18 protein-coding genes and 1 pseudogene are annotated in these 21,169 nt (G+C 32.8%); 6 read left to right on the top strand and 13 right to left on the bottom strand.

What is annotated here, in order from left to right:
* The first annotated feature begins 10 nt into the window (after nucleotides 1–10).
* Both PHC28_RS02335 and PHC28_RS02330 read left to right on the top strand, forming a co-directional pair.
* Entirely contained in the window at nucleotides 11–904 is an 894-nt protein-coding gene (locus PHC28_RS02335; protein WP_300096376.1) for a TIM barrel protein, read from the top strand.
* Nucleotides 905–926: 22 nt separating this feature from the next.
* On the top strand, nucleotides 927–1,802 hold the full coding sequence (locus PHC28_RS02330; RefSeq protein ID WP_300096375.1) for a sugar phosphate isomerase/epimerase: 876 nt from the start codon (nucleotides 927–929) through the stop codon (nucleotides 1,800–1,802).
* A gap of 182 nt (nucleotides 1,803–1,984) precedes the next feature.
* On the opposite strand, the gene PHC28_RS02325 is transcribed toward PHC28_RS02330, so the two are convergent.
* From PHC28_RS02325 to pckA, 12 genes and pseudogenes are all read right to left on the bottom strand, one after another.
* A complete protein-coding gene (locus PHC28_RS02325) occupies nucleotides 1,985–2,680 on the bottom strand; it encodes a DUF4240 domain-containing protein (protein WP_300096374.1) in 696 nt (231 codons plus the stop codon).
* 44 nt (nucleotides 2,681–2,724) lie between these two features.
* Complete coding sequence (locus PHC28_RS02320; RefSeq protein ID WP_300096373.1) at nucleotides 2,725–4,380, bottom strand: M1 family metallopeptidase; 1,656 nt, start codon at nucleotides 4,378–4,380, stop codon at nucleotides 2,725–2,727.
* A 196-nt stretch (nucleotides 4,381–4,576) separates the two neighbouring features.
* Nucleotides 4,577–5,179 (bottom strand): annotated as a pseudogene (hisIE, locus tag PHC28_RS02315) (bifunctional phosphoribosyl-AMP cyclohydrolase/phosphoribosyl-ATP diphosphatase HisIE); the annotation flags it as partial.
* A gap of 51 nt (nucleotides 5,180–5,230) precedes the next feature.
* Nucleotides 5,231–5,986, bottom strand: coding sequence for an imidazole glycerol phosphate synthase subunit HisF (gene hisF / locus PHC28_RS02310; RefSeq protein WP_300096372.1), 756 nt, complete (start codon nucleotides 5,984–5,986; stop codon nucleotides 5,231–5,233).
* Nucleotides 5,987–6,045: 59 nt separating this feature from the next.
* Entirely contained in the window at nucleotides 6,046–6,411 is a 366-nt protein-coding gene (locus PHC28_RS02305) for a four helix bundle protein (RefSeq protein ID WP_300096371.1), read from the bottom strand.
* A gap of 214 nt (nucleotides 6,412–6,625) precedes the next feature.
* Complete coding sequence (hisA, locus tag PHC28_RS02300; RefSeq protein ID WP_300096370.1) at nucleotides 6,626–7,348, bottom strand: 1-(5-phosphoribosyl)-5-[(5-phosphoribosylamino)methylideneamino]imidazole-4-carboxamide isomerase; 723 nt, start codon at nucleotides 7,346–7,348, stop codon at nucleotides 6,626–6,628.
* Between the two features lie 7 nt (nucleotides 7,349–7,355).
* Nucleotides 7,356–7,943 carry an imidazole glycerol phosphate synthase subunit HisH gene (hisH, locus tag PHC28_RS02295; RefSeq protein ID WP_300096369.1) on the bottom strand — a complete coding sequence of 196 codons (588 nt, stop codon included), beginning with the start codon at nucleotides 7,941–7,943 and terminating at the stop codon, nucleotides 7,356–7,358.
* Nucleotides 7,944–8,051: 108 nt separating this feature from the next.
* Nucleotides 8,052–9,188, bottom strand: a complete 1,137-nt coding sequence (gene hisB, locus PHC28_RS02290; protein WP_300096368.1) for a bifunctional histidinol-phosphatase/imidazoleglycerol-phosphate dehydratase HisB — start codon at nucleotides 9,186–9,188, stop codon at nucleotides 8,052–8,054.
* Between the two features lie 60 nt (nucleotides 9,189–9,248).
* Complete coding sequence (gene hisC / locus PHC28_RS02285; RefSeq protein ID WP_300096367.1) at nucleotides 9,249–10,289, bottom strand: histidinol-phosphate transaminase; 1,041 nt, start codon at nucleotides 10,287–10,289, stop codon at nucleotides 9,249–9,251.
* A 63-nt stretch (nucleotides 10,290–10,352) separates the two neighbouring features.
* Nucleotides 10,353–11,651 (bottom strand): histidinol dehydrogenase, encoded by a 1,299-nt coding sequence (hisD, locus tag PHC28_RS02280; protein WP_300096366.1) that lies wholly within the window; start codon nucleotides 11,649–11,651, stop codon nucleotides 10,353–10,355.
* 56 nt (nucleotides 11,652–11,707) lie between these two features.
* Nucleotides 11,708–12,565, bottom strand: a complete 858-nt coding sequence (gene hisG / locus PHC28_RS02275) for an ATP phosphoribosyltransferase (protein WP_300096365.1) — start codon at nucleotides 12,563–12,565, stop codon at nucleotides 11,708–11,710.
* Between the two features lie 351 nt (nucleotides 12,566–12,916).
* On the bottom strand, nucleotides 12,917–14,557 hold the full coding sequence (gene pckA, locus PHC28_RS02270; RefSeq protein ID WP_300096364.1) for a phosphoenolpyruvate carboxykinase (ATP): 1,641 nt from the start codon (nucleotides 14,555–14,557) through the stop codon (nucleotides 12,917–12,919).
* A gap of 273 nt (nucleotides 14,558–14,830) precedes the next feature.
* Between pckA and PHC28_RS02265 the strand changes: the two genes are divergently transcribed.
* From PHC28_RS02265 to PHC28_RS02250, 4 genes are all read left to right on the top strand, one after another.
* Nucleotides 14,831–16,183, top strand: coding sequence for a threonine/serine exporter ThrE family protein (locus PHC28_RS02265; RefSeq protein WP_300096363.1), 1,353 nt, complete (start codon nucleotides 14,831–14,833; stop codon nucleotides 16,181–16,183).
* Nucleotides 16,184–16,255: 72 nt separating this feature from the next.
* On the top strand, nucleotides 16,256–17,956 hold the full coding sequence (locus PHC28_RS02260; RefSeq protein ID WP_300096362.1) for a putative transporter: 1,701 nt from the start codon (nucleotides 16,256–16,258) through the stop codon (nucleotides 17,954–17,956).
* A 143-nt stretch (nucleotides 17,957–18,099) separates the two neighbouring features.
* Nucleotides 18,100–19,869 carry an APC family permease gene (locus PHC28_RS02255; protein ID WP_300096361.1) on the top strand — a complete coding sequence of 590 codons (1,770 nt, stop codon included), beginning with the start codon at nucleotides 18,100–18,102 and terminating at the stop codon, nucleotides 19,867–19,869.
* Between the two features lie 41 nt (nucleotides 19,870–19,910).
* A complete protein-coding gene (locus PHC28_RS02250) occupies nucleotides 19,911–20,720 on the top strand; it encodes a mechanosensitive ion channel domain-containing protein (RefSeq protein WP_300096360.1) in 810 nt (269 codons plus the stop codon).
* Between the two features lie 26 nt (nucleotides 20,721–20,746).
* On the opposite strand, the gene PHC28_RS02245 is transcribed toward PHC28_RS02250, so the two are convergent.
* Nucleotides 20,747–21,169 (bottom strand): cytochrome c3 family protein (locus tag PHC28_RS02245; protein WP_300096359.1); only part of this gene is annotated, 423 nt, incomplete at its 5' end.

The following is a 21,169-nucleotide window of genomic DNA, read 5'->3' as shown; positions in this document are numbered from 1 at the left end:
ACACAATAAAATGAGTTCTAATCTAAGTAGAAGATCCGTTATAAAAGGAATTATTGCCAGCACAGCCAGTTTAGGAATTCCTTCTAGTCTTTTGGCTTTTGCTAATAAAAATGAGGCTTCAAGAAGTATAGTATTGAATCTAAAAGGGAATATTAATCATTCTGTTGCACGATGGTGTTTTAATGATTTTGATTTAGAAACACTTTGTATCGAAGTCAAAAAAATAGGAATATCTGGAATTGATTTAGTTGGACCAAAAGATTGGCCTACTCTTCAAAAGTATGGATTAGATTCACCGATGTGCAATGGCGCCGAAATTAATTTGGTAGATGGATTTAATGACATTCAATTTCATGAAACGTTAATTAAAAATTATTCAGAGATGATTCCGCTTGTGTCAAAAGCAGGTTTTAAAAATCTAATTTGTTTTAGCGGAAATCGAAGAAATAAAACGGACGAAGAAGGTTTACATAATTGCAAACTCGGTCTCGAGAAATTAATTCCATTAGCAGAAAAGTACAATGTTACCTTGGTTATGGAGTTACTAAATAGTAAAATTGATCATATTGATTATCAATGTTCAACTACACCTTGGGGAGTAGAATTAGTAAAATCATTGCAATCAGATAATTTTAAGTTATTATACGATATTTATCATATGCAAATTGATGAGGGAGATGTGATTAGAACTATAACTGATAATCACCAATATTTCGCACATTATCATACTGCAGGAGTTCCTGGCCGAAATGAGATTGATGAATCGCAAGAATTGAACTATCCTGCAATAATGAAAGCTATTGCTAAAACTGGATTTAAGGGTTATGTAGCTCAAGAATTTATTCCTAAAAATCCTGACAAAATTTCCTCATTAAAAAAAGCAATCACTATTTGTGATATTTAAATAATCTAAAAAAAAATGTGAAATGATAAAAAGAAGACAATTTTTAATTAGTGGTGGTTTAGCCATAGGGGCTTTAGCTATCGCTCCTTCCTTAGCCTTTGCTTCAAAAAAACGTGCTATCGGAATTCAATTATGGACACTTAGAGATTCTCTACCAAATGATGTTAAAGGCGTACTTGCTCAAGTGGCAAATGCTGGTTTCACTGAAGTGGAAACTTTTGGTTATTCTCCTACTAACGGATTTTTTGGAACTTCAGCAAAGGATTTTCAATCTATTTTGAAGGATAACGGTTTGAAAGCTACTAGTAATCATTTTGATTTTAATGGTTATATTAAAGATGGTAAAACAGACAATTTAAATTCATACATAGAAACTGCTCACATTTTAGGAAGTGAATATATAACGATACCTTATGTAATTCAAGAATTAAGAGGTAAAAGTATTGATGATTACAAAAAATTAGCAGCAGCAGTAAATAAAGTTGCCGAAATTTGTCATTCAAACGGATTAAAATTAGCCTATCATAATCATGATTTTGAATTTATAAAATTCGAAAATACTACAGGTTATGAAGTTTTACTAAATGAAACCGATAAAAATCTAGTTGATTTTGAAATGGACTTGTATTGGGTAGTTCGTGCAGGATATGATCCATTGCAATTATTCAAAGAACACCCAGGTCGTTTCAAAATGTGGCATGTAAAAGATATGGACAAAGTAAATCCAGAATTGAATGCTGCAATTGGTCAAGGAACAATTGATTTTAAAGCAATTTTTGCAAAAGCAAAGCAATCAGGAATGGAACGTTTTTTCTTAGAACATGAATCTAATTATCTTCCAAACCCAATTGAATGTATTAAAACAAGTTTTGATTACATTAATACTAATTTGATTTAAAAATATTTCCAATAATCTTAACTCTTTTAGATGAATTAAGATTATTGGAATTTTTTTGTTTGGAAAATGAAGATACTGCTCCTACTCTACTCTGTAATTTAATTCGATTGAGCCGTGCAAAATGATTGGAGTGAAATTCAATAAAGGACAAGGATTGTGTTGTTTGAGAGGTAGGAATTTAATTATTTCATAAATTTTTGAAATAATATTGGACAAATTTTTCTCATACTTTCTGGATTATTTTCTTGCCACGTAAATTTAAAATTTGGATAATTACCTTCATTTGTTGTAAACTTATCGTTGTCAATATAGTCATATAATTCCTTGCCAGTTTTATTCTTAAATGCAGTCAAAGCAACGTACCAAAAACTTTCAAAATCATAAAATTCTTCGTCATCTTTGATTTCGTTTACAAGAGAATCTGGGTTTGATTTAGCTTCATAGTAGGTGTTTTTCCCTCTTGATATTAGCCAACATCTAAAATACTCAAAACCATCATCTGAACAACCTCCATTCATAATATAACCCGCACAACACATTTCGGAATTATAAGTGTCATAAAGGAGTTTATCCGTTCTTAAACGAAAGCCTATCATTTCTTTAGGTGAAAGTTGTTTTATTTCTTCAACTAAAAAATGTTCTTGCTCGTCTTGATTCTGACTTTTCTTTAATGAATGATCTATTATTAACCAAAATTTATCTTCATCCAGCATTTCACTAGTTTTTGAAAGAGAAGTTGAGTCAATTACGATTCTAGGAATCTCAGTTGACTTTTCCTTTTTTACAAGTAATTTATCCAGAGTCTCGTTATTATTTTGACCAAATTTCACACAACTTAGTAATACAAAAGCTGATATGATAACAATAATTTTTTTCATAAATTCTCTAATTATATTGATGAATTTAATTCAAATTTTGAATGTTATTCGCCTCCCTTCACCACATTCACATAAAAATCCTTATCTACTTCCACTTTCAAATCTTTTGCAGTTTGTGGCAAATTAGTCCATTCTGTAGTAGGTTTCAGCCATTGTTCTTTTCCGTTCAAGGTCACTTTTACAGGAATAGCAAAGTCAGAAACACAATTTGTCCAGCGATAGGATAGATTGTTGTCATTGAATTTATATTCGAAAGTCGGGATTCTTATATCTCTTAAATATTGGTCAAAAAACGGCTTTAAATCCAGTCCAACTTGTTGGCTTAAAAAATCTTCGATTTGTTTTGTAGTAACCGTTTGATGGTAAAATGTACTATTTAAACCTCGTAAAATCGTTCTCCATTTTACGTCATCGTTCACAATTTGACGCAATGTGTGCAACATATTTCCACCTTTGGGATACATATCTCCAGAACCTTCATTGTTAACATCATAATATCCAATAATTGGTTTGTCATTTTTTATTCCTCTTCTTGTTCCTCTAACATATTCGGCTCCCGCTTCCTTTCCATAATAATATTCAACAAAAAGATTTTCTGAATAATTAGTAAAACTCTCGTGAATCCACATATCAGCAATATCTTTGTAAGTGATATTATTAGCAAACCATTCATGACCTGATTCGTGAATAATGATAAAATCGAATTTTAAACCCCAACCCGTTCCACTCAAATCTCTTCCACGATACCCATTGGCAAAACCATTTCCATACGTAATACAACTTTGATGTTCCATTCCTAAATAGGGTGCTTCAACCAGTTTATAACTGTCTTCATAAAAAGGATAAGGTCCAAACCAATGTTCGAAAGCTTTCAACATTCGAGGAACATCCTTAAATTGAATTTTTGCTTTTTCTAAATCATCTCGTAACACATAATATTCACAATCTAAATTTCCTTTTTCTCCGGCAAAAACTTCAGAAAAAGAAACATAATCTCCAATGTTTATATTTACACCATAGTTGTTGATTGGGTTTGAAACATACCAAGTAAAAGTTCTGGTTTCATCATTCAAATCAATTACGCTTTGCAAACGACCATTAGAAACATCTGTCAAGTTTTTGGGAACATTCACACTGATTAACATATCATCAACTTCATCGTACATGTGATCTTTGTTAGGCCACCAAACGCTCGCTCCCAATCCTTGACAAGTCGAAGCTATAAATGGTTTGCCATTTTTGTCTTTGTTCCAAGTAATTCCACCATCCCAAGGCGGATTCACAGCAACTTTTGGTTTACCACCATAAAAAACGGTAAGTTCTTTTATATCACGCTTTTGTTGTGGTGCAACTAAATCGATAAAAAAAGCATTTCCATCTCTTTGGAATTTTAATTCCTTACCATCCTGAATGACTTTATAGACTTCCATCGGTTTTTGCAAGTCTATTTGCATTCTGTTGTAGGTTTCCAAAACCTGATAACGAATCGTATTGGAGCCTGAAATTGTGCTATCGGCAGGATTTACCTTGATGTCAAGATGATAATATTTCACATCCCACCAAGCTCTTTCTTTGGTAATACTACCTCTTAAAGTATCTTGATGAGTAAATACTTCTGCTTTATTTCCCAAAAGTCCTTGCGCATTTGCACTATTAAAAAAGAGTAACGAAAAACAAATAAGGATAAAATATCTTTTCATAAAAAATAGAATAAATAAACTCAGGGCAAATCCCCAAAGATATTGATGAAATGAATTCAAGATTCATTATTTTGTGATTTCAAATAAAAAAGTAAATATAGTGGATTGCTGTTTGATTTAAAAGAAAAAAGAAACCCAATAGTTAATGATTTAACTATTGGGTATTAATATATAAAAATTAACTTGAAGGTTGTTATTATTTCTGGCGACTTTTTAAAATATTCACAACATCATTCAGCTGAAATCCTTTGGCTTGTAACAAAATTAGATAATGAAAAAGCAAATCAGCACTTTCGCTCAAGAACAAATCATCATTGTCATCTTTGGCTTCAATCACAACTTCTACCGCTTCTTCTCCTACTTTTTGTGCAATTTTATTAATTCCTTTTTCAAATAAAGAGGCAACATAACTTTTCTCGGAATCCGCATTTTCTCTTCTTGTTTTTATGGTATTTTCTAAAGTTGAAATAAATCCATAATTCTGACTGTTAGCTTCTTGCCAACAAGTACCTGAACCTGTATGGCAAGTTGGTCCTTGAGGTTTTACTTGTATCAAAAGTGTGTCATTATCACAATCATTTTTGATGGAAATCAAATTTAAAAAGTTGCCACTCTCCTCGCCTTTTGTCCAAAGTCTTTGTTTAGAACGACTGAAAAAAGTTACTTTTTTTGTATCCAAAGTCTTTTGGTAAGACTCCGCATTCATATAACCCAACATCAAAACGCTTTTGGTTTCGCTGTCTTGAATGATTGCCGGAATTAATCCGTGTGCGCTTTTTGTAAAATCTATATTCATTTTATGTTCTTTTTGAGACCTAACAGGTTTTTAAAACCTGTTAGGTCTAATTGTTTAAATTCTAACTTCTATATTATTATTCTTTAATTCTTTTTTCAATGTTTTGATTTCAATTTCCTTGAAATGAAATACGCTTGCCGCCAAAGCTGCATCGGCCTTTCCTTCGACAAAGGTATCAACAAAATGTTGTATATTTCCCGCTCCTCCCGAAGCAATTATCGGAATATTTACAATTTCAGACAATGTTGCCAAAGCTTCGTTCGCAAAACCATTTTTAGTTCCGTCGTGATTCATCGAGGTAAAAAGGATTTCTCCAGCTCCACGTTGTTCTACTTCTTTTGCCCAATCGAATAACCTAATTTCAGTTGGCACTTTTCCTCCTACTAAATGTACCATCCATTCTCCATCAATTTGTTTAGCATCAATTGCAACAACCACACATTGGCTACCGAATTTTTGTGCCAAATCATTAATCAACTGCGGATTTTTAACTGCCGAGGAATTAATGGAAACCTTGTCCGCTCCGTTTTGCAACAATACTTCCACATCTGAAACTGCCGAAATTCCTCCACCAACGGTAAACGGAATATTGATCGTTGCCGCTACTTTGCGAACCAAATCAACTAAGGTTCTTCTACGCTCTTCCGTTGCAGAAATATCCAGGAAAACCAATTCGTCAGCACCTTCATCCGAATAGATTTTGGCCAATTCCACAGGATCACCTGCATCTCGCAAGTCCACGAAATTAACACCTTTAACGGTTCTTCCGTTTTTGATGTCGAGGCAGGGGATTATTCTTTTTGTTAGCATTATTTAAAGTTAGAGATTTGAAGTTAGAAATTAGAGGTGTTGTAACCTATAAAAAAAAACTACTTTAATTTATTTTTAGCTGTATTAATTGAAGCTACTATTATTGCTACTAATTCATTCGCTTCCTTACACAATCTTATCATTTCATTCATTACGTATTCATCATTCAAATCATATAGTTCCAATAAAATTTCAATAAAAAAATGGCTTTCATCGGCTTCCTCTTCAACTATTTTTAATTTATTAATGAAATCAGCAGTTGATTTCCCTCTTTGTGAGGCTCTATAATTTGCACCTACAGAACTCGAACATCTTATTAATTGATTAACATAAGCGTTATATTCTCTTGAATGCGGAAAATTTCTGCATAATTTTCCACAATCAATAGCGAATTTTTTAGTTCTTGCTTTTAAATCTTGAGCCATAATTTAAAATTTGAAGTTAGAAATACGAAGTTAAAAAAGTTTGAAGTTAGAAATTACAAATTAGAGGTAAAGGGTTAAAGTTTGATAAAGGAGATTTAGAATAGTAAGATAGTTAGCAGTTAATATTTCAACTATTTCTAACCTCTAACTTCGTATTTCTAACCTTTTTTCACTTCTAACCTTTTTTCACTTCTAACCTCTAGTTTCTAACCTCTTACCTTGTAATATATTTTTCCAATTGTTTCAACGAAATTCTTCCTTCGTATATCGCTTTCCCTATTATCGTTCCTTCGCAGCCCAATTCGGCTAATTTAGGCAATTCATCAAAAGTTGAAATTCCTCCCGAAGCAATTAATTTAATTCCTTTGGCTTCTGCCAAAATTTTAGCATACAAATCAAAACTTGGTCCTTCAAGCATTCCGTCTTTGTCAATATCGGTGCAAACTACATACTGAATTCCTTTGTTTTGATAATCCTGAATAAAAGGCACTAAATCCTCATTTGAATCTTCTAACCAACCTGAAACTGCTACTTTTTCGTTATTGGCATCTGCTCCCAAAATGATTTTATCTGAACCATATTCAGTAATCCATTTTTCAAAAATAGCCCTATTTTTTACAGCAATACTTCCTCCTGTGATTTGGTTTGCACCACTTTCAAAAGCGATTTTCAAATCAGAATCGGCTTTTAATCCACCACCAAAATCAATTTTCAATTTGGTTTGCGAAGCTATTTGTTCCAATATTTTGTAATTGACAATTTTACTGGATTTTGCTCCATCCAAATCAACCAAATGCAAATACTCGATTCCGTGTGCTTCGAATGATTTTGCTACTTCAAGCGGATTTTCGTTGTATATGATTTTGGTATTGTAATCGCCTTTCGACAAGCGAACACATTTTCCTTCGATGATGTCTATTGCGGGAATAATTCGCATAATTTGTTTAAAGTTTAATGTTTAAAAAGTTGTTTAAAATTTGCTCTCCAATATCACCACTTTTTTCAGGGTGAAATTGCGTTCCATAGAAGTTATCATTTTCTAAGGCTGACGAATATTCTAGCTCATAATTGGTTGTAGCAATCGTTTCAGCACAGATTGGAGCGTAAAAACTATGAACCAAATACATATATTCATTTTCGGTAATTCCTTTGAATAAATCAGATTTCAGATTGTAAATATTGTTCCAGCCCATTTGTGGCACTTTCACCTTGGAAGAAAATTTCACAACATCCACATCAAAAATCCCCAATCCTTTGGTATCGCCTTCTTCCGAATAGTTACACATCAATTGCATTCCCAAACAAATCCCGAAAACAGGTTGTTTCAACGTCGGAATCAAAGTATCCAAACCGCTTTCCTGAAGCATTTTCATTGCATAACTTGCTTCTCCCACTCCTGGAAAAATCACTTTATCCGCTGCTTTTATTTCGTCAGGATTGTTGCTCAAAACCGCTTTGTATCCCAATCTTTCGATGGCAAACATAATGCTTTGAATGTTTCCTGCTCCGTAATTTATGATTACTATTTTCATTTTATTCTTTTAGTTCCTGCAAGGTTTTTTTCAAACCTTGTAGGTATAATTATAAAGGAGTTTGAATACCTACAAGGTTTGAAAAAAACCTTGCAGGAAATCCAAACTTTAAAGCATCCCTTTCGTACTTGGCAAAATCATTTTCTCCGTATCACGTTTTACGGCAACTTTTATCGCTTTGGCGAAAGCCTTGAAAATAGCTTCGATTTTGTGGTGTTCGTTGGTTCCTTCGGCTTTGATATTGATGTTGGCTTTTGCTCCATCCGAAAAGGATTTGAAGAAATGATAGAACATTTCCGTTGGCATTTTACCCACCATTTCGCGTTTGAATTCGGTTTCCCAAACCAACCAATTTCTACCTCCAAAATCAATGGCTACTTGCGACAAACAATCGTCCATTGGCAAACAAAAACCGTAGCGTTCGATTCCCAATTTATTTCCTAATGCTTTGGCAAAAACTTCTCCTAATGCAATTGCTGTGTCTTCAATCGTGTGGTGTTCATCGACTTCTAAATCGCCTTTTACGATAACTTCCAAGTCCATTTGGCCGTGACGCGCGATCTGATCTAGCATATGGTCAAAAAAAGCAATTCCGGTATCGATTTTACTTTTTCCAGTTCCATCAAGGTTTAAGTTGATATAAATGTCTGTTTCGTGCGTTTTTCTAGTGATAGAAGCGGTACGTTCTTCCAGTTTCAAAAACTCATAAATAGTTTTCCATTCTGTAGTTTGCAATGCAATAACGGAATCTAGTTCTTCTCTTTTAGAGGCAATTTCGTTACTTCCCAAGCCTTCGTCGGTATTGATAAAAATGGCTTTTGAGCCTAAATTTTTAGCCAATTCTACATCAGTAATTCGGTCTCCGATGACAAAAGAGTTTTCTAAATCGTATTCCGGATTTCCAATATATTTTATCAACATTCCAATCCCAGGTTTACGAGTTGGTACATTTTCGTGCGGAAATGTTTTGTCAATAAATACTTCTTTGAAAACAACGCCTTCGTTTTCAAATGCTTTCATGATTAAATTATGTACTGGCCAAAAGTTAATTTCTGGATGTGAATCTGTTCCTAAACCGTCTTGATTGGTCACCATAACCAATTCAAAATCCAATTCGGCAGCTATTTTTCCTAAATATTGAAAAGCTTTCGGATAGAATTCCAATTTTTCAAAACTGTCCAATTGATAGTCATTTGGCTCTAAAACCATTGTTCCATCGCGATCTATAAAAAGTATTTTTTTCATTTTATTATTTTATTTTTTAGACCTAACAGGTTTTAAAAACCTGTTAGGTCTTTTTTAATATTAAACTTTCAAAGCCTCCATTAATTTTTTATTTTCAACCTCAGTTCCAATAGTCAAACGCAAAGTGTTTTCACACAAAGGTTGGGTTGTTCTGTTTCGAATTACAATTCCTTTGGCAATTAATTCGTTGTATCTTTTGTTGGCATCATCCACCTTTATCAAGATGAAATTGGCTTCAGTCGGATATATCTTTTTGACAAATTTAACGTCAACCAATACTTTAAGTAATTTCTCTCTTTGTACAATAATAGAAGTAATTTCAGATTTAATTTTGTCTGGATGACTCAATCTTTCCAAAGCTCTTAATTGTGTCAATTCGTTCACATTGTAAGGTGGTTTTATTTTGTTTAAAACCGTAATAATTTCCGCCGAAGCATAACAAATTCCCAAACGGATTCCTGCTAAACCATAGGCTTTTGAAAGCGTTTGTGTGATGATTAAATTTGGATATTCGTCCAATTCGTTCATCCAACTTTGTTTTTTGGAAAAATCAATATAAGCTTCGTCAATTACGACTAATCCTTTGAAATTTTTCAATAAATACGCTACACTTTCATCCGAAAATGAATTGGCAGTTGGGTTATTTGGAGAACACAAAAATAAGATTTTCGTGTTTTCGTCAACAGCATCTAAAATCTTTTCGACTTGCGGTTGAAAATCATTTGAAAGCAAAACTTCCCTATTTTCTATCGCATTAATATTGGACAAAACTCCATACATTCCGTAGGTTGGTGGCAAAGTAATTACGTTGTCTATTTTTGGTTCGCAAAAAGCACGAAACAATAAATCCAACACTTCATCACTTCCGTTTCCGAGTAAAATTTGATTTGGTTTTATGTTTCTTTGCTTCGCCAAAACTAATTTCACATTACTTTGTTGCGGATCAGGATAACGATTGACGCCATTCTGAAACGGATTTTCATTGGCATCCAAGAAAATCATATCGGCAGTATCGAAATCCTCAAATTCGTCACGTGCCGAAGAATAAGGCTTCATCGACTTAACGTTTTCACGAACTAAATTATTTATATCAAAATTCATTTTATTTAATTTTTTACTCCTGCAAGGTTTTCAAAACCTTGTAGGTGTGATTATTTTAAATACCTACAAGGTTTTAGAAACCTTGCAGGAGGCTAATCTCAAAGAAACTGCATTTTTGTGTGCTTGCAATCCTTCAGCTTCTGCCATAATTTCTATCGCTTTGCCAATGTTTTGGATTCCTTTTTCAGAAATTTTTTGGAAGGTCATCGATTTAGTAAAACTATCCAAATTTACACCTGAATAATTCTTAGCATAACCATTGGTTGGCAAAGTGTGATTCGTTCCTGAAGCATAATCTCCAGCACTTTCTGGCGTATAATTACCAATAAAAACCGAACCTGCATTTCCAATATTATCAACAAAATAATCTTCGTCTTTGGTGCAAATGATAAAGTGTTCTGGACCATATTCATCAATTAACTTTAACGCAGTTTCGTCATTTTCGACATATATCAATTTCGAATTGGAGATGGCTTTTTCGGCAATGGCTTTTCTTGGCAAAACTTCTATTTGGGATTGAATTTCTTTTTCAACTTCATCAATTAAATTTTTTGAAGTAGAAACTAAAATCACCTGACTGTCGGTACCGTGTTCAGCTTGCGACAACAAATCGGAAGCTATAAAAGCGGGAACAGCCGAATCATCAGCCACAATCAACAATTCTGAAGGTCCTGCTGGCATATCAATGGCAACACCAAATTGAGTTGCGAGTTGTTTTGCAACTGTCACAAATTGGTTTCCAGGTCCGAAAATTTTATACACCTTTGGAATTGATTCCGTACCAAAAGTCATTGCCGCGATGGCTTGAATTCCTCCTACTTTCAATATTTTGGTAACACCACATAAATTGGCTGCAAATAAAATGGCAGGATTTATATTTCCTTTTTTATCTGGTGGTGAACATAATACAATTTCATTACAACCTGCAATGTTTGCTGGAACTGCAAGCATTAAAACTGTTGAAAATAAAGGTGCAGTTCCTCCTGGAATGTATAAACCAATTTTTTGGATTGGTCTTTTTTCTTGCCAACAATAAACACCTTCAGCAGTTTCAACTTGAACTTTAGCTGTTTTTTGAGCCGAATGAAATTTTTCGATATTCGATTTTGCTAATTGAATAGCTATTTTTAGTTCTTCTGGAATAGATGCAATGGCAAGGTCAATTTCTGATTTAGAAACTTCTATATTTTCAAATGCAACACCATCAAAAAGGGAAGTATATTTAGCTACAGCTTCATCTCCTTTTTTTTGAACTTCCTTGAAAATCTCTTTTACGGTAAGTTCAATATCTTCAATTGTTTGTGTTGGTCTTTTTAAAATTGTAGACCAAGTTTCAGGTTTTGGATTGAATATTTTGTTCATTTTTTAATAATTTAAACAATTAGCTTTAAGCTTTATGCAATTAAAATTTATAACTTTTACAGCACCATTTTTTCGATTGGGCAAACCAGAATGCCTTCGGCTCCGGCTTCTTTTAATTGGTCTATTACGTCCCAAAAAGTGTCTTTGTCAATTACTGAGTGAACACTGCTCCAGCCTTCTTCGGCTAAAGGCATAACAGTAAGGCTTTTTAAAACTGGCAATATTTTACCAATTGCATCAATTTTATCATTCGGAACATTCATCAAAATATATTTTGATTTTCTGGCTCTCAAAACTGCTTGAATCCTAAATTGAAGGGTGTCAATTAGTTTTTGTACTTCTGGTGTCACCTTTGGAGAAACTGCTAAAACCGCTTCACTTTTGAAAATAACTTCCACTTCTTTTAGATTATTTTTGAATAAGGTGCTTCCGCTGGAAACAATATCTACAATACCATCGGCGAGGCCAATATTTGGTGCGATTTCAACCGATCCAGAGATTTGGTGAATATCCACTTTCATTCCAAATGAACCGAAATATTCATTTACCGTATTTGGATAGGAAGTTGCGATTCGCATTCCATCTAAATCCTTTAATGATTTATAATCAAATGTTTTGGGAACGGCAACAGAAACTTTGCATTTAGAAAAGCCTAGTTTTTGAGCAACTTTAATGTTTTTTCCTTTTTCTACAAGAAGATTATCGCCAACAATAGCTGCGTCAACAACGCCGTCTATCAAATATTGAGGAATATCCGAGTTTCTTAGAAACAAAACTTCCAATGGAAAATTTGAAGCCGAGGCTTTGAGTTGGTCATTTCCATTATCGATAGAAATTCCGCAATCTTTTAGAATTTGAATGCTGTCTTCGTTTAAACGACCTGATTTTTGAATTGCAATTTTTAAAGTACTCATTTGTAATTTTTTTTTATTTTTTGTTGTTTACAATTTTGTTTGAATACAACATTTAGGCAATAAAAAACCCGTTTGAAGTACTCAAACGGGTTTTAGAATATGATGATTTACAAACATATCATTAACACATCGCTTGAGAGCAATAATGAAAATGATGGTGATGCAATTGAATTAATAACATAATAATTAATTTGTAATCCTTTTATTTGACTGCAAATATAATTGAAAATATAATTACAAAGCAATTTTTAATTTAACTTAATGAAATCAAATTGTTAAAAAACATCTGTTTGCTTGAATAATGATGATGACAAATCAAACAGATGTCATTAATTTATGCAATTTCATTAATTATGCTTCAACAACTTTTGATTCTAATGAAGGTCCAGCACTAACTAAACGTCTTCCTTCTTCGGTATTTGTATATTGTTCGAAGTATTTGATGTAGCGAGATGATAAATCTTTAGCTTTAACAATCCACTGTTCTTCTGTAGCATAAGTATCTCTTGGATCAAGAATTCCTTCACTTACGTTAGGTAAAGCAGTTGGAATTGTTAAATTCAAGAATGGAATTTCTCTTTTTTCTACAGCATCAATTTCTCCACTAATAATGGCATCAATAATTGCTCTTGTGTTTTTTAAAGAGATTCTTTTGCCTGTTCCGTTCCAACCAGTATTAACAAGATAAGCTTTTGCACCATGTTCTTTCATTTTTCCAATTAATGTTTTAGAATACTGTGTTGGGTGCAATGTTAAGAATGCTTCACCAAATGCTGGAGAGAATGAAGGTAGTGGTTCTGTAATTCCTCTTTCGGTTCCTGCTAATTTAGAAGTGTAACCGCAAAGGAAATGGTATTGCGCTTGATCATCATTCAAGATAGATACTGGAGGCAATACACCAAAGGCATCAGCAGAAAGATAGATTATTTTACTTGCGTGTCCTGCTTTAGATGGGAGAACAATTTTATTGATGTTGTAAATTGGATAAGAAACTCTAGAGTTTTCAGTGATAGAATGGTCATAATAATTGATTTCTCCGTATTCATCAACAATAACATTTTCTAATAAAGCATCTCTTTTGATGGCTCTCCAAATGTCTGGTTCATTTTCCTCACTTAAATCAATGACTTTAGCATAACAACCACCTTCAAAATTAAATACTCCGTTGTTATCCCAACCATGTTCGTCATCACCAATTAAATATCTTTTAGGATCAGCTGATAAAGTGGTTTTTCCAGTTCCAGAAAGCCCAAAGAATACAGCAACATCTCCTTTTTCACCAACATTGGCAGAACAGTGCATTGAAGCCATTCCTTTTAGTGGCAAGTAGTAATTCATCATAGAGAACATTCCTTTTTTCATTTCTCCTCCGTACCAAGTTCCTCCAATAATTTGGACTTTTTCAGTAAGATTAAATACCACAAAATTTTCTGAATTTAATCCTTGTTCTTTCCAGTTTGGATTCGTTGCTTTAGAAGCATTCATTACAATAAAATCTGGCTCTCCAAAGTTTTGTAGTTCATAAATAGAAGGTCTGATGAACATATTAGTAACAAAATGCGCTTGCCAAGCTACTTCCATTACAAAACGAACTTTAAGTCTCGTGTCTTTATTAGTTCCGCAGAAAGCATCTACTACATATAATTTTGGAGATGTAGAAAGTTGTTTTAAAGCAATTGCTTTTAAATCATCCCAAATTTCTTTTGTTGTTGGGTAATTAGGGCTATTTATCCCTGATTCTTTATCCCAGCATATTGTATCTTTTGTAATGTCATCTTTAACAATATATCTATCTTTAGGAGAACGGCCTGTGAATATTCCAGTTTTAACTGCAACTGCTCCAGTATCTGTCAAAGCTCCTTTTTCAAATCCTTTTCTTTTGTGGGAAACTTCGGCTTCATATAATTCTTCATAAGAAGGATTGTATGAAACTTCGTGATAACCTGTAATTCCTAAATCATGTAATTCCTGAATAATTTTAATATTTTTCATCTTTATTTAATTTAAATTCTTATTCTTTTAATTCTTTTCAAAGTTAAGAAATTCAAGCCTGTAAAACCTGATAATTATCATAAAAAAAATAAAACTACGAAAACGATTTCTTTGTTTTCAAGGGTTCACGAGGGTTATATATGATAAATATCATATTGAATTAATAATTTATAACTAATTTTGAAGTGGAGAATATAGTCCTACCTTTATATAAAATTAGAAGACTTATCAACCTGTTGTGTCAAATCTATTTTGAAAAAAAATTGCATAATAATGATTGAAGAAAAAGAAACCCCAAGAGTATTAGAATTACTAACTGATATTGGTGAAATGATGATGACAAGTGGTGCTCACACTGCTAGAATTATCAGAAATTTAGAAAGAATTGCCAAAGGTTTGGGGTATAATTGCGAGTTAGTTCTAACGTATACCGGAATTGTTATATCCATTTACAAAGAAAACAAACTAAAAACACATACGCTTGCTAGAACCGTTAAAGACAAAGGCATCAATTTTGAAACGATTTCGGAAATAAGTATTTTATCTTGGGATGTACTAGAAAATAAAATTTCTATTGATGAAATCAAGTCAAGGTTGAAGCAAATAAGAGCAAGAAAAGTATATACTAATTTCCAACTCTATTTTTGGGCTCCTTTTGCTAGTGTAGCACTTTGTATGTTGTTTGATGGTAATTGGATGCAATCTTTACTTGTATATATCTCCACATTTATAGGGTTCTATGCCAGAAGAAATATGGTGCTAAGGCATCACAATCATTTAATGGTTTTTTTCGTTGCCTCTACAATATCTATTTCAATTATCCATTTTGCAGGTCTATTTTTTAATATTGAAATTAAAGAGGCCTTGATAGTTTCAATATTGTATCTTATTCCTGGGGTTGTAATGATTAATTCCTTTATTGATTATTTAGAAGGTTATTTCGAATCGGGTACAGCTCGATTTATCTATTTTTCGATGGCAATTCTTATGCTGGCATTTGGTTTTTTTGTATCAAATTTAATTTTCAATACGCCTTTTGTAAGTGGTATTAGTTGTTTTGATTTATCCAATTTACAAAAACAAGTTGCAGAAGCCTACCAACCTACTGGAATAGCCCTGCACGCTTCCAAATTAATATTTGGCGGAATTTGTTCTTTGGGATTTGCGTTGATATTCAATACGTCAAAAAGAGCTATGTGGACCGTTTTTATACTCGGAGCCGTTGGTTATTATATCAAATACCTTTTGTTTAAAGAATGTGATGTGAATCTAATTTTATCCATTTTTGTTGCTTCTTCCTTTGTGGGAATTTCAGGAATGTATTTTGCCCACAGAGCACATACTCCACCTATTATTTTTATGATTCCTGCCGTTATCAATATGATTCCTGGTTTATTGAGTTACGAATTTATGATGGGAATGATCAATTGGATTAGCAATAGTAAAGGCCAAAAACCATCTGTTGAAGAGGTTGTTCAAACTTTCTCCTACGGTATCAGTACTGTATTCATTCTTTTTGCCCTAGCATTTGGAGTGGCATTCCCAATAATTGTTTTCAAATCCTATACCGTGAAAGGAAAAGATTTGAATGTATTGATTAAAAATTTGTTTGCAAAAAATGCTTAAAATGTAAATTAATTAAAGCTTACCTATTTTATATATCCAAAATGATTATTTAACAATTAAATCTTAGCACTTATGTTTGAATGGTTTAAAATTTTATTTACTCCGACCGATGAGCCGGAAATGACACAGGCATTAATAGTATTGTTCTTGGCCATAAGTGTCGGTTTTTTTGTTGGAAGAATCAAAATAGGCAGTGTTTCTTTGGGAGTTTCCGCTGTAATGTTTGTGGGGCTTTTTTTAGGCCATTTGGGTTACAGTATGGATGCGGAATTAATTCAATTCGTGCGGGAATTTGGGTTGATCTTGTTTGTTTACGGTATTGGTATTCAAGTGGGACCTTCCTTCTTTTCGTCATTCAAAAAAGAAGGATTAATTTTTAATGCTCTGGGAGTTGGAACCGTTTTTTTAGGAGGAATTATTACCTATTTAATCCATTTATTGGTCAATGTGAAAATTGAAAATGCCGTGGGTTTAATGTCGGGTTCGGTAACAAATACTCCGGGATTGGGTGCGGCAAAATCAACACTTATCGAAATTCAAAAACAATTAAATCTTCCTTCAGACCACTTTTCGGATCCTGCTATTGCTTATGCTATCACCTATCCTGTTGGCGTTTTCGGAATAATCCTTATTGTTATTTTAGCCAAAAGTTTACTGAAAATTGATTTATCAAAAGAAGCTGTTTTGCTGAATGAAAAGAACAAGGATTCCGAAAACAAAATTGTTCGACAAAAATGCAGGGTTACCAAACCTGAAATTGTTGGAAAAACTATCAAACAAGTTTTGAAAGAATTTCACATCGACAATGTAATCATTTCAAGACAAAAACATAGTGGTACAAAAGCAGTCTACTCCCCATCAATTGATTCTGTTATAAATGCGAAAGACGTTTTGATGGTGGTGGCAAAACAAAAAGACATAGATAATTTTGTAAATATTGTAGGTAAAGTTTCAACAGATTTATTTATTGAATCAGAAGACGATATTACTACAAAAATCCTTAGCGTTACCAAAGATACAGCTACTCATAAAACCTTGGCGCAATTGGATTTGTACAACCAATTTGATGTGAGAGTTACTCGAGTAATTCGTTCTGGTTTGGAATTATTAGCACAACCTACATTAGAGCTTTTTTATGGAGATACTTTAATGGTTGTTGGTGAAAAACATTCCATACAAGAAGCTGAAAAAATTATTGGAAATTCTAAAAAAATTCTATTGGAACCCGATTTTCTTTCCCTTTTTGGAGGTTTGATTTTTGGAGTTATTATCGGATCTATCCCAATTATGATTCCATCTTTGCCTGTTCCTTTAAAATTAGGATTGGCAGCAGGGCCACTTCTTGCAGCGCTATTCATCAGCAGATACGGTGGTGTTGGCGTGATTCACTCTTACATCAATAACGGTGCAATACATTTTATGAAAGATTTTGGAATCTGTTTATTCTTTGCTGCCGTGGGTATCAAAGCTGGTCACGGTTTCTATGATAATTTTATCAAAAATGACGGGTTGATGTGGATTTATTATGGTTGTTATATCACCTTTATTCCATTAACCATATTGGTATTAATTAGCCGATTTGTATTCAAACTCAATTTTTATCAAATGGTTGGTATTATGAGTGGCTCTTATACTGATCCTGCAGCTTTGGCTTTTAGTACCAAATACTTGGATTCTGATATTCCTAATCAATCTTATGCTACTGTTTATCCTTTGGTAACTATCAGCAGGATTTTGGTCGCACAACTGCTCATTTTACTCTTTGCGAGTTGATGCCTTTAGAAAAATATCAAAAAAATTATTTGTAAAGTAAAGTTTTCCAATGCTCACAAAATGTTAAATATTGTACTCTTTTTTTGATTCCTCTGTTTTAATTTAGAAAACACCAATAAAATTTCGTATTTTGGAAAATAATTATGATAGTCAAGCACTTGAAAAATACTAAGGAGAAAACAAAACCCAAAAAATTAAACGAATTGCAAGCCACCGCTATTTGCGGAAACGACATCAGTTCTTCCTGTCTTTATGTATCGGCATTAACCATTATGTATGCAGGCCAATTTGCTTGGATTTCATTATTAATTGTTGCTTTGGTGTTGTTTTTATTTCGAAAAATTTATGGTGAAGTAGTTGGTGCTATTCCTTTAAATGGAGGTGCTTACAATGTCTTATTGAATACTTCCACAAAAAGATTGGCTTCATTGGCCGCCACGCTAACCGTACTTTCCTATATGGCAACTGCCGTAATTTCATCTATTGAAGGAATGCATTATTTGCACAGTATTTTTGAATCTGTCGATGTGACAATTGCTACCATTATTGTTTTGATTGCCTTTACAGGTTTGGCTATTTTAGGCATTGGAGAATCCGCTTTTGTTGCGGTAATTATCTTTATTATTCATTTATTTACTTTGAGCGTTTTAGTTTTTGCATCGATTTGGTTTCTTGCAAATAACGGACTCGAAACTTTTAATATCAATTGGGAATTACCTGTAAAATCGGGTAGCATTTTAACAGCATTATTTTTAGGTTTTTCGGCAGCAATGCTTGGAATTTCAGGTTTCGAAAGTTCGGCTAATTTTGTTGAAGAACAAGAACAAGGCGTTTTTAGAAAAACATTGCGAAATATGTGGGCAATCGTTAGTTTTTTTAATCCTGTTCTAGCACTATTATTGGTTTGTATTATTCCTTTAGCCGAGGTTGGAGCACATAAAGAATCACTTTTGTCTCATTTGGGACAAACTACAGGAGGAACTTGGTTAGCTATTATGATTTCAGTTGACGCTGTTTTGGTATTATGTGGTGCTGTTTTGACTTCATTTGTTGGGGTTTCAGGATTGTTAAGTCGAATGACATTGGATAGAATTTTGCCTAACTATTTCTTGAAGCAAAATAAAAATGGTTCGAATTATCGAATTATTTTCAGCTTTTTAATTTTGTGCATTTCTGTTTTATTTGTCACCAAAGGGGACATCGAAGCATTGGCGGGTGTTTATACTTTTTCGTTTTTGACGGTAATGGGATTATTTGGGATTGGCAATTTGCTTTTAAAATTTAAAAGAAAAAAATTACCTCGTCCAGAGAGAGCAAGAGGAATTTCGGTAGTGGTGGCAGTATTATTTATTATAGCAGCTTTTATTGGCAATGTCAATCTAAATACGAATTCATTTTTCACCTTTATCGATTATCTAATTCCTGCATTTCTATTTATTGCAATAATGCTCAATAGAACGATGCTTATTCAATTATTGATAGATTCATTAGAATATTTTTACAAACCAATGCGCAAATTCGTTGTGTTTAGCAATCGCTATTTGACCAAATTGAATCTACAAATTAATTCGCAGGAATTTGTCTTCTTTACAAAGGGTGATGACGTTGCGATTTTGAATAAAGTAATGCAATATGTTCAAGGCAACGAAACTACTAAAAAACTGAGAATTGTAAATATTAAGAAAGACGGTGAATCAAATAAAGCTCTTATTAAAGATTTAAAAGTTCTGGACAGAGCATATCCTGAAATTGATATTGAATTTATTGAACTTGATGGGATTTTTGGTCCTGAAATTATAGACGAATTATCAAATAAATGGAATATTCCCAAAAACTTTATGTTCATTGGTTCACCTGGAGATCGTTTTTCTTATCGAGTGTCTGAATTAGGTGGCGTGAGATTAATTATGTAGCCTCATAGAGGTATAATTTACTCAATTCAATATCAAAAATTATGAAAGAAATATTTAATAATATCCTCGCTGATTTAGGTTATTTTGAAATAAAAATAGAAACAGTTCTCACTTTCTTGGGATTTTCTATAGCCGTTTTTATTGTTTTATATCTGATAAAAAAAGGTATTTATAAAACAACTAATATTGATCTAGCCAAAAAATATTCTATTTACAGTTTAATAAAATACTTCATTTTAGTTTTCTCTTTTGTGATTGGACTACAAATATTAGGTTTCAATTTATCAGTTTTAATGGCTGGTTCTGCAGCCTTACTTGTAGGTATTGGTTTAGGACTTCAAAATTTATTTAGCGATTTTGTATCTGGAATCATAATTTTGGTTGACTCAACCGTAAAAGTCGATGACATTATTGAAATTAACGGGATGGTTTGTCAAGTTCAAGAAATAAATATTAGAACCACGACGGTTTTAACAAGAGATGATAAATACATTATACTTCCTAATTCTGATTTAACTAGAAATCAATTAATTAACTGGACACATAGTACGATTACATCCCGATTCGAAGTAAGCGTTGGAGTTGATTATTCTTCTGATGTAAAACTTGTGATGAAGATTTTGAAAGAAGCTGTTGACAAACAAAAGGGAGTTCTTAAAAAACCATCTCCATTTGTTCGATTCACTGATTTTGGAGATTCCTCGTTAAATTTTTCAATAATATTTTGGTCTGAAGAAGTTTTTAGGGTTGAAAATATCAAGAGCGAAATGAGAATTAGAATCTTTGAATTATTCAATTCGAATAATATCACAATCCCTTTCCCTCAAAGAGTAGTTCACATTAATAAATAAATATTTTGTTTCAAATACAACCCTAATTAATCATCGTCTTCTTCCTCTTCTTCCTCGCCATTCTTATTTTTTAATTCCTTGTTATTATAACTTTTTCCACCGCTTTCATTCATCCTAATGTCGTGTTCATTGCCACTTCTATGGCATTTTACACAATCGTTGATATTAGAAATTCCTTCCTCGTTATGTTCGCCTCTAATATTATTTAAAGAATGTTCGTGACAACCAAAACAAGAATAGGTTTTAAAATTATTGTTTGTGTGACATGTTACGCAGGAAGCATTATGATTTCTATCTAAGACAAAAGCATTGTCATGATTGAATGTCGAAGGCTTCCATTTATTTAAACTATGACAGGAAATACAATTATTATTTGTTGAATTACTGTGAAAATCATCTTTTGGACTTTGGTGACAAGCTATACAATTATTTTTAATTGTTCCTTTTAT

This window comes from Flavobacterium sp., assembly GCF_028712645.1.
Taxonomy (GTDB): Bacteria; Bacteroidota; Bacteroidia; order Flavobacteriales; family Flavobacteriaceae; genus Flavobacterium.
This window is presented reverse-complemented; position numbering and strand designations above follow the sequence as displayed.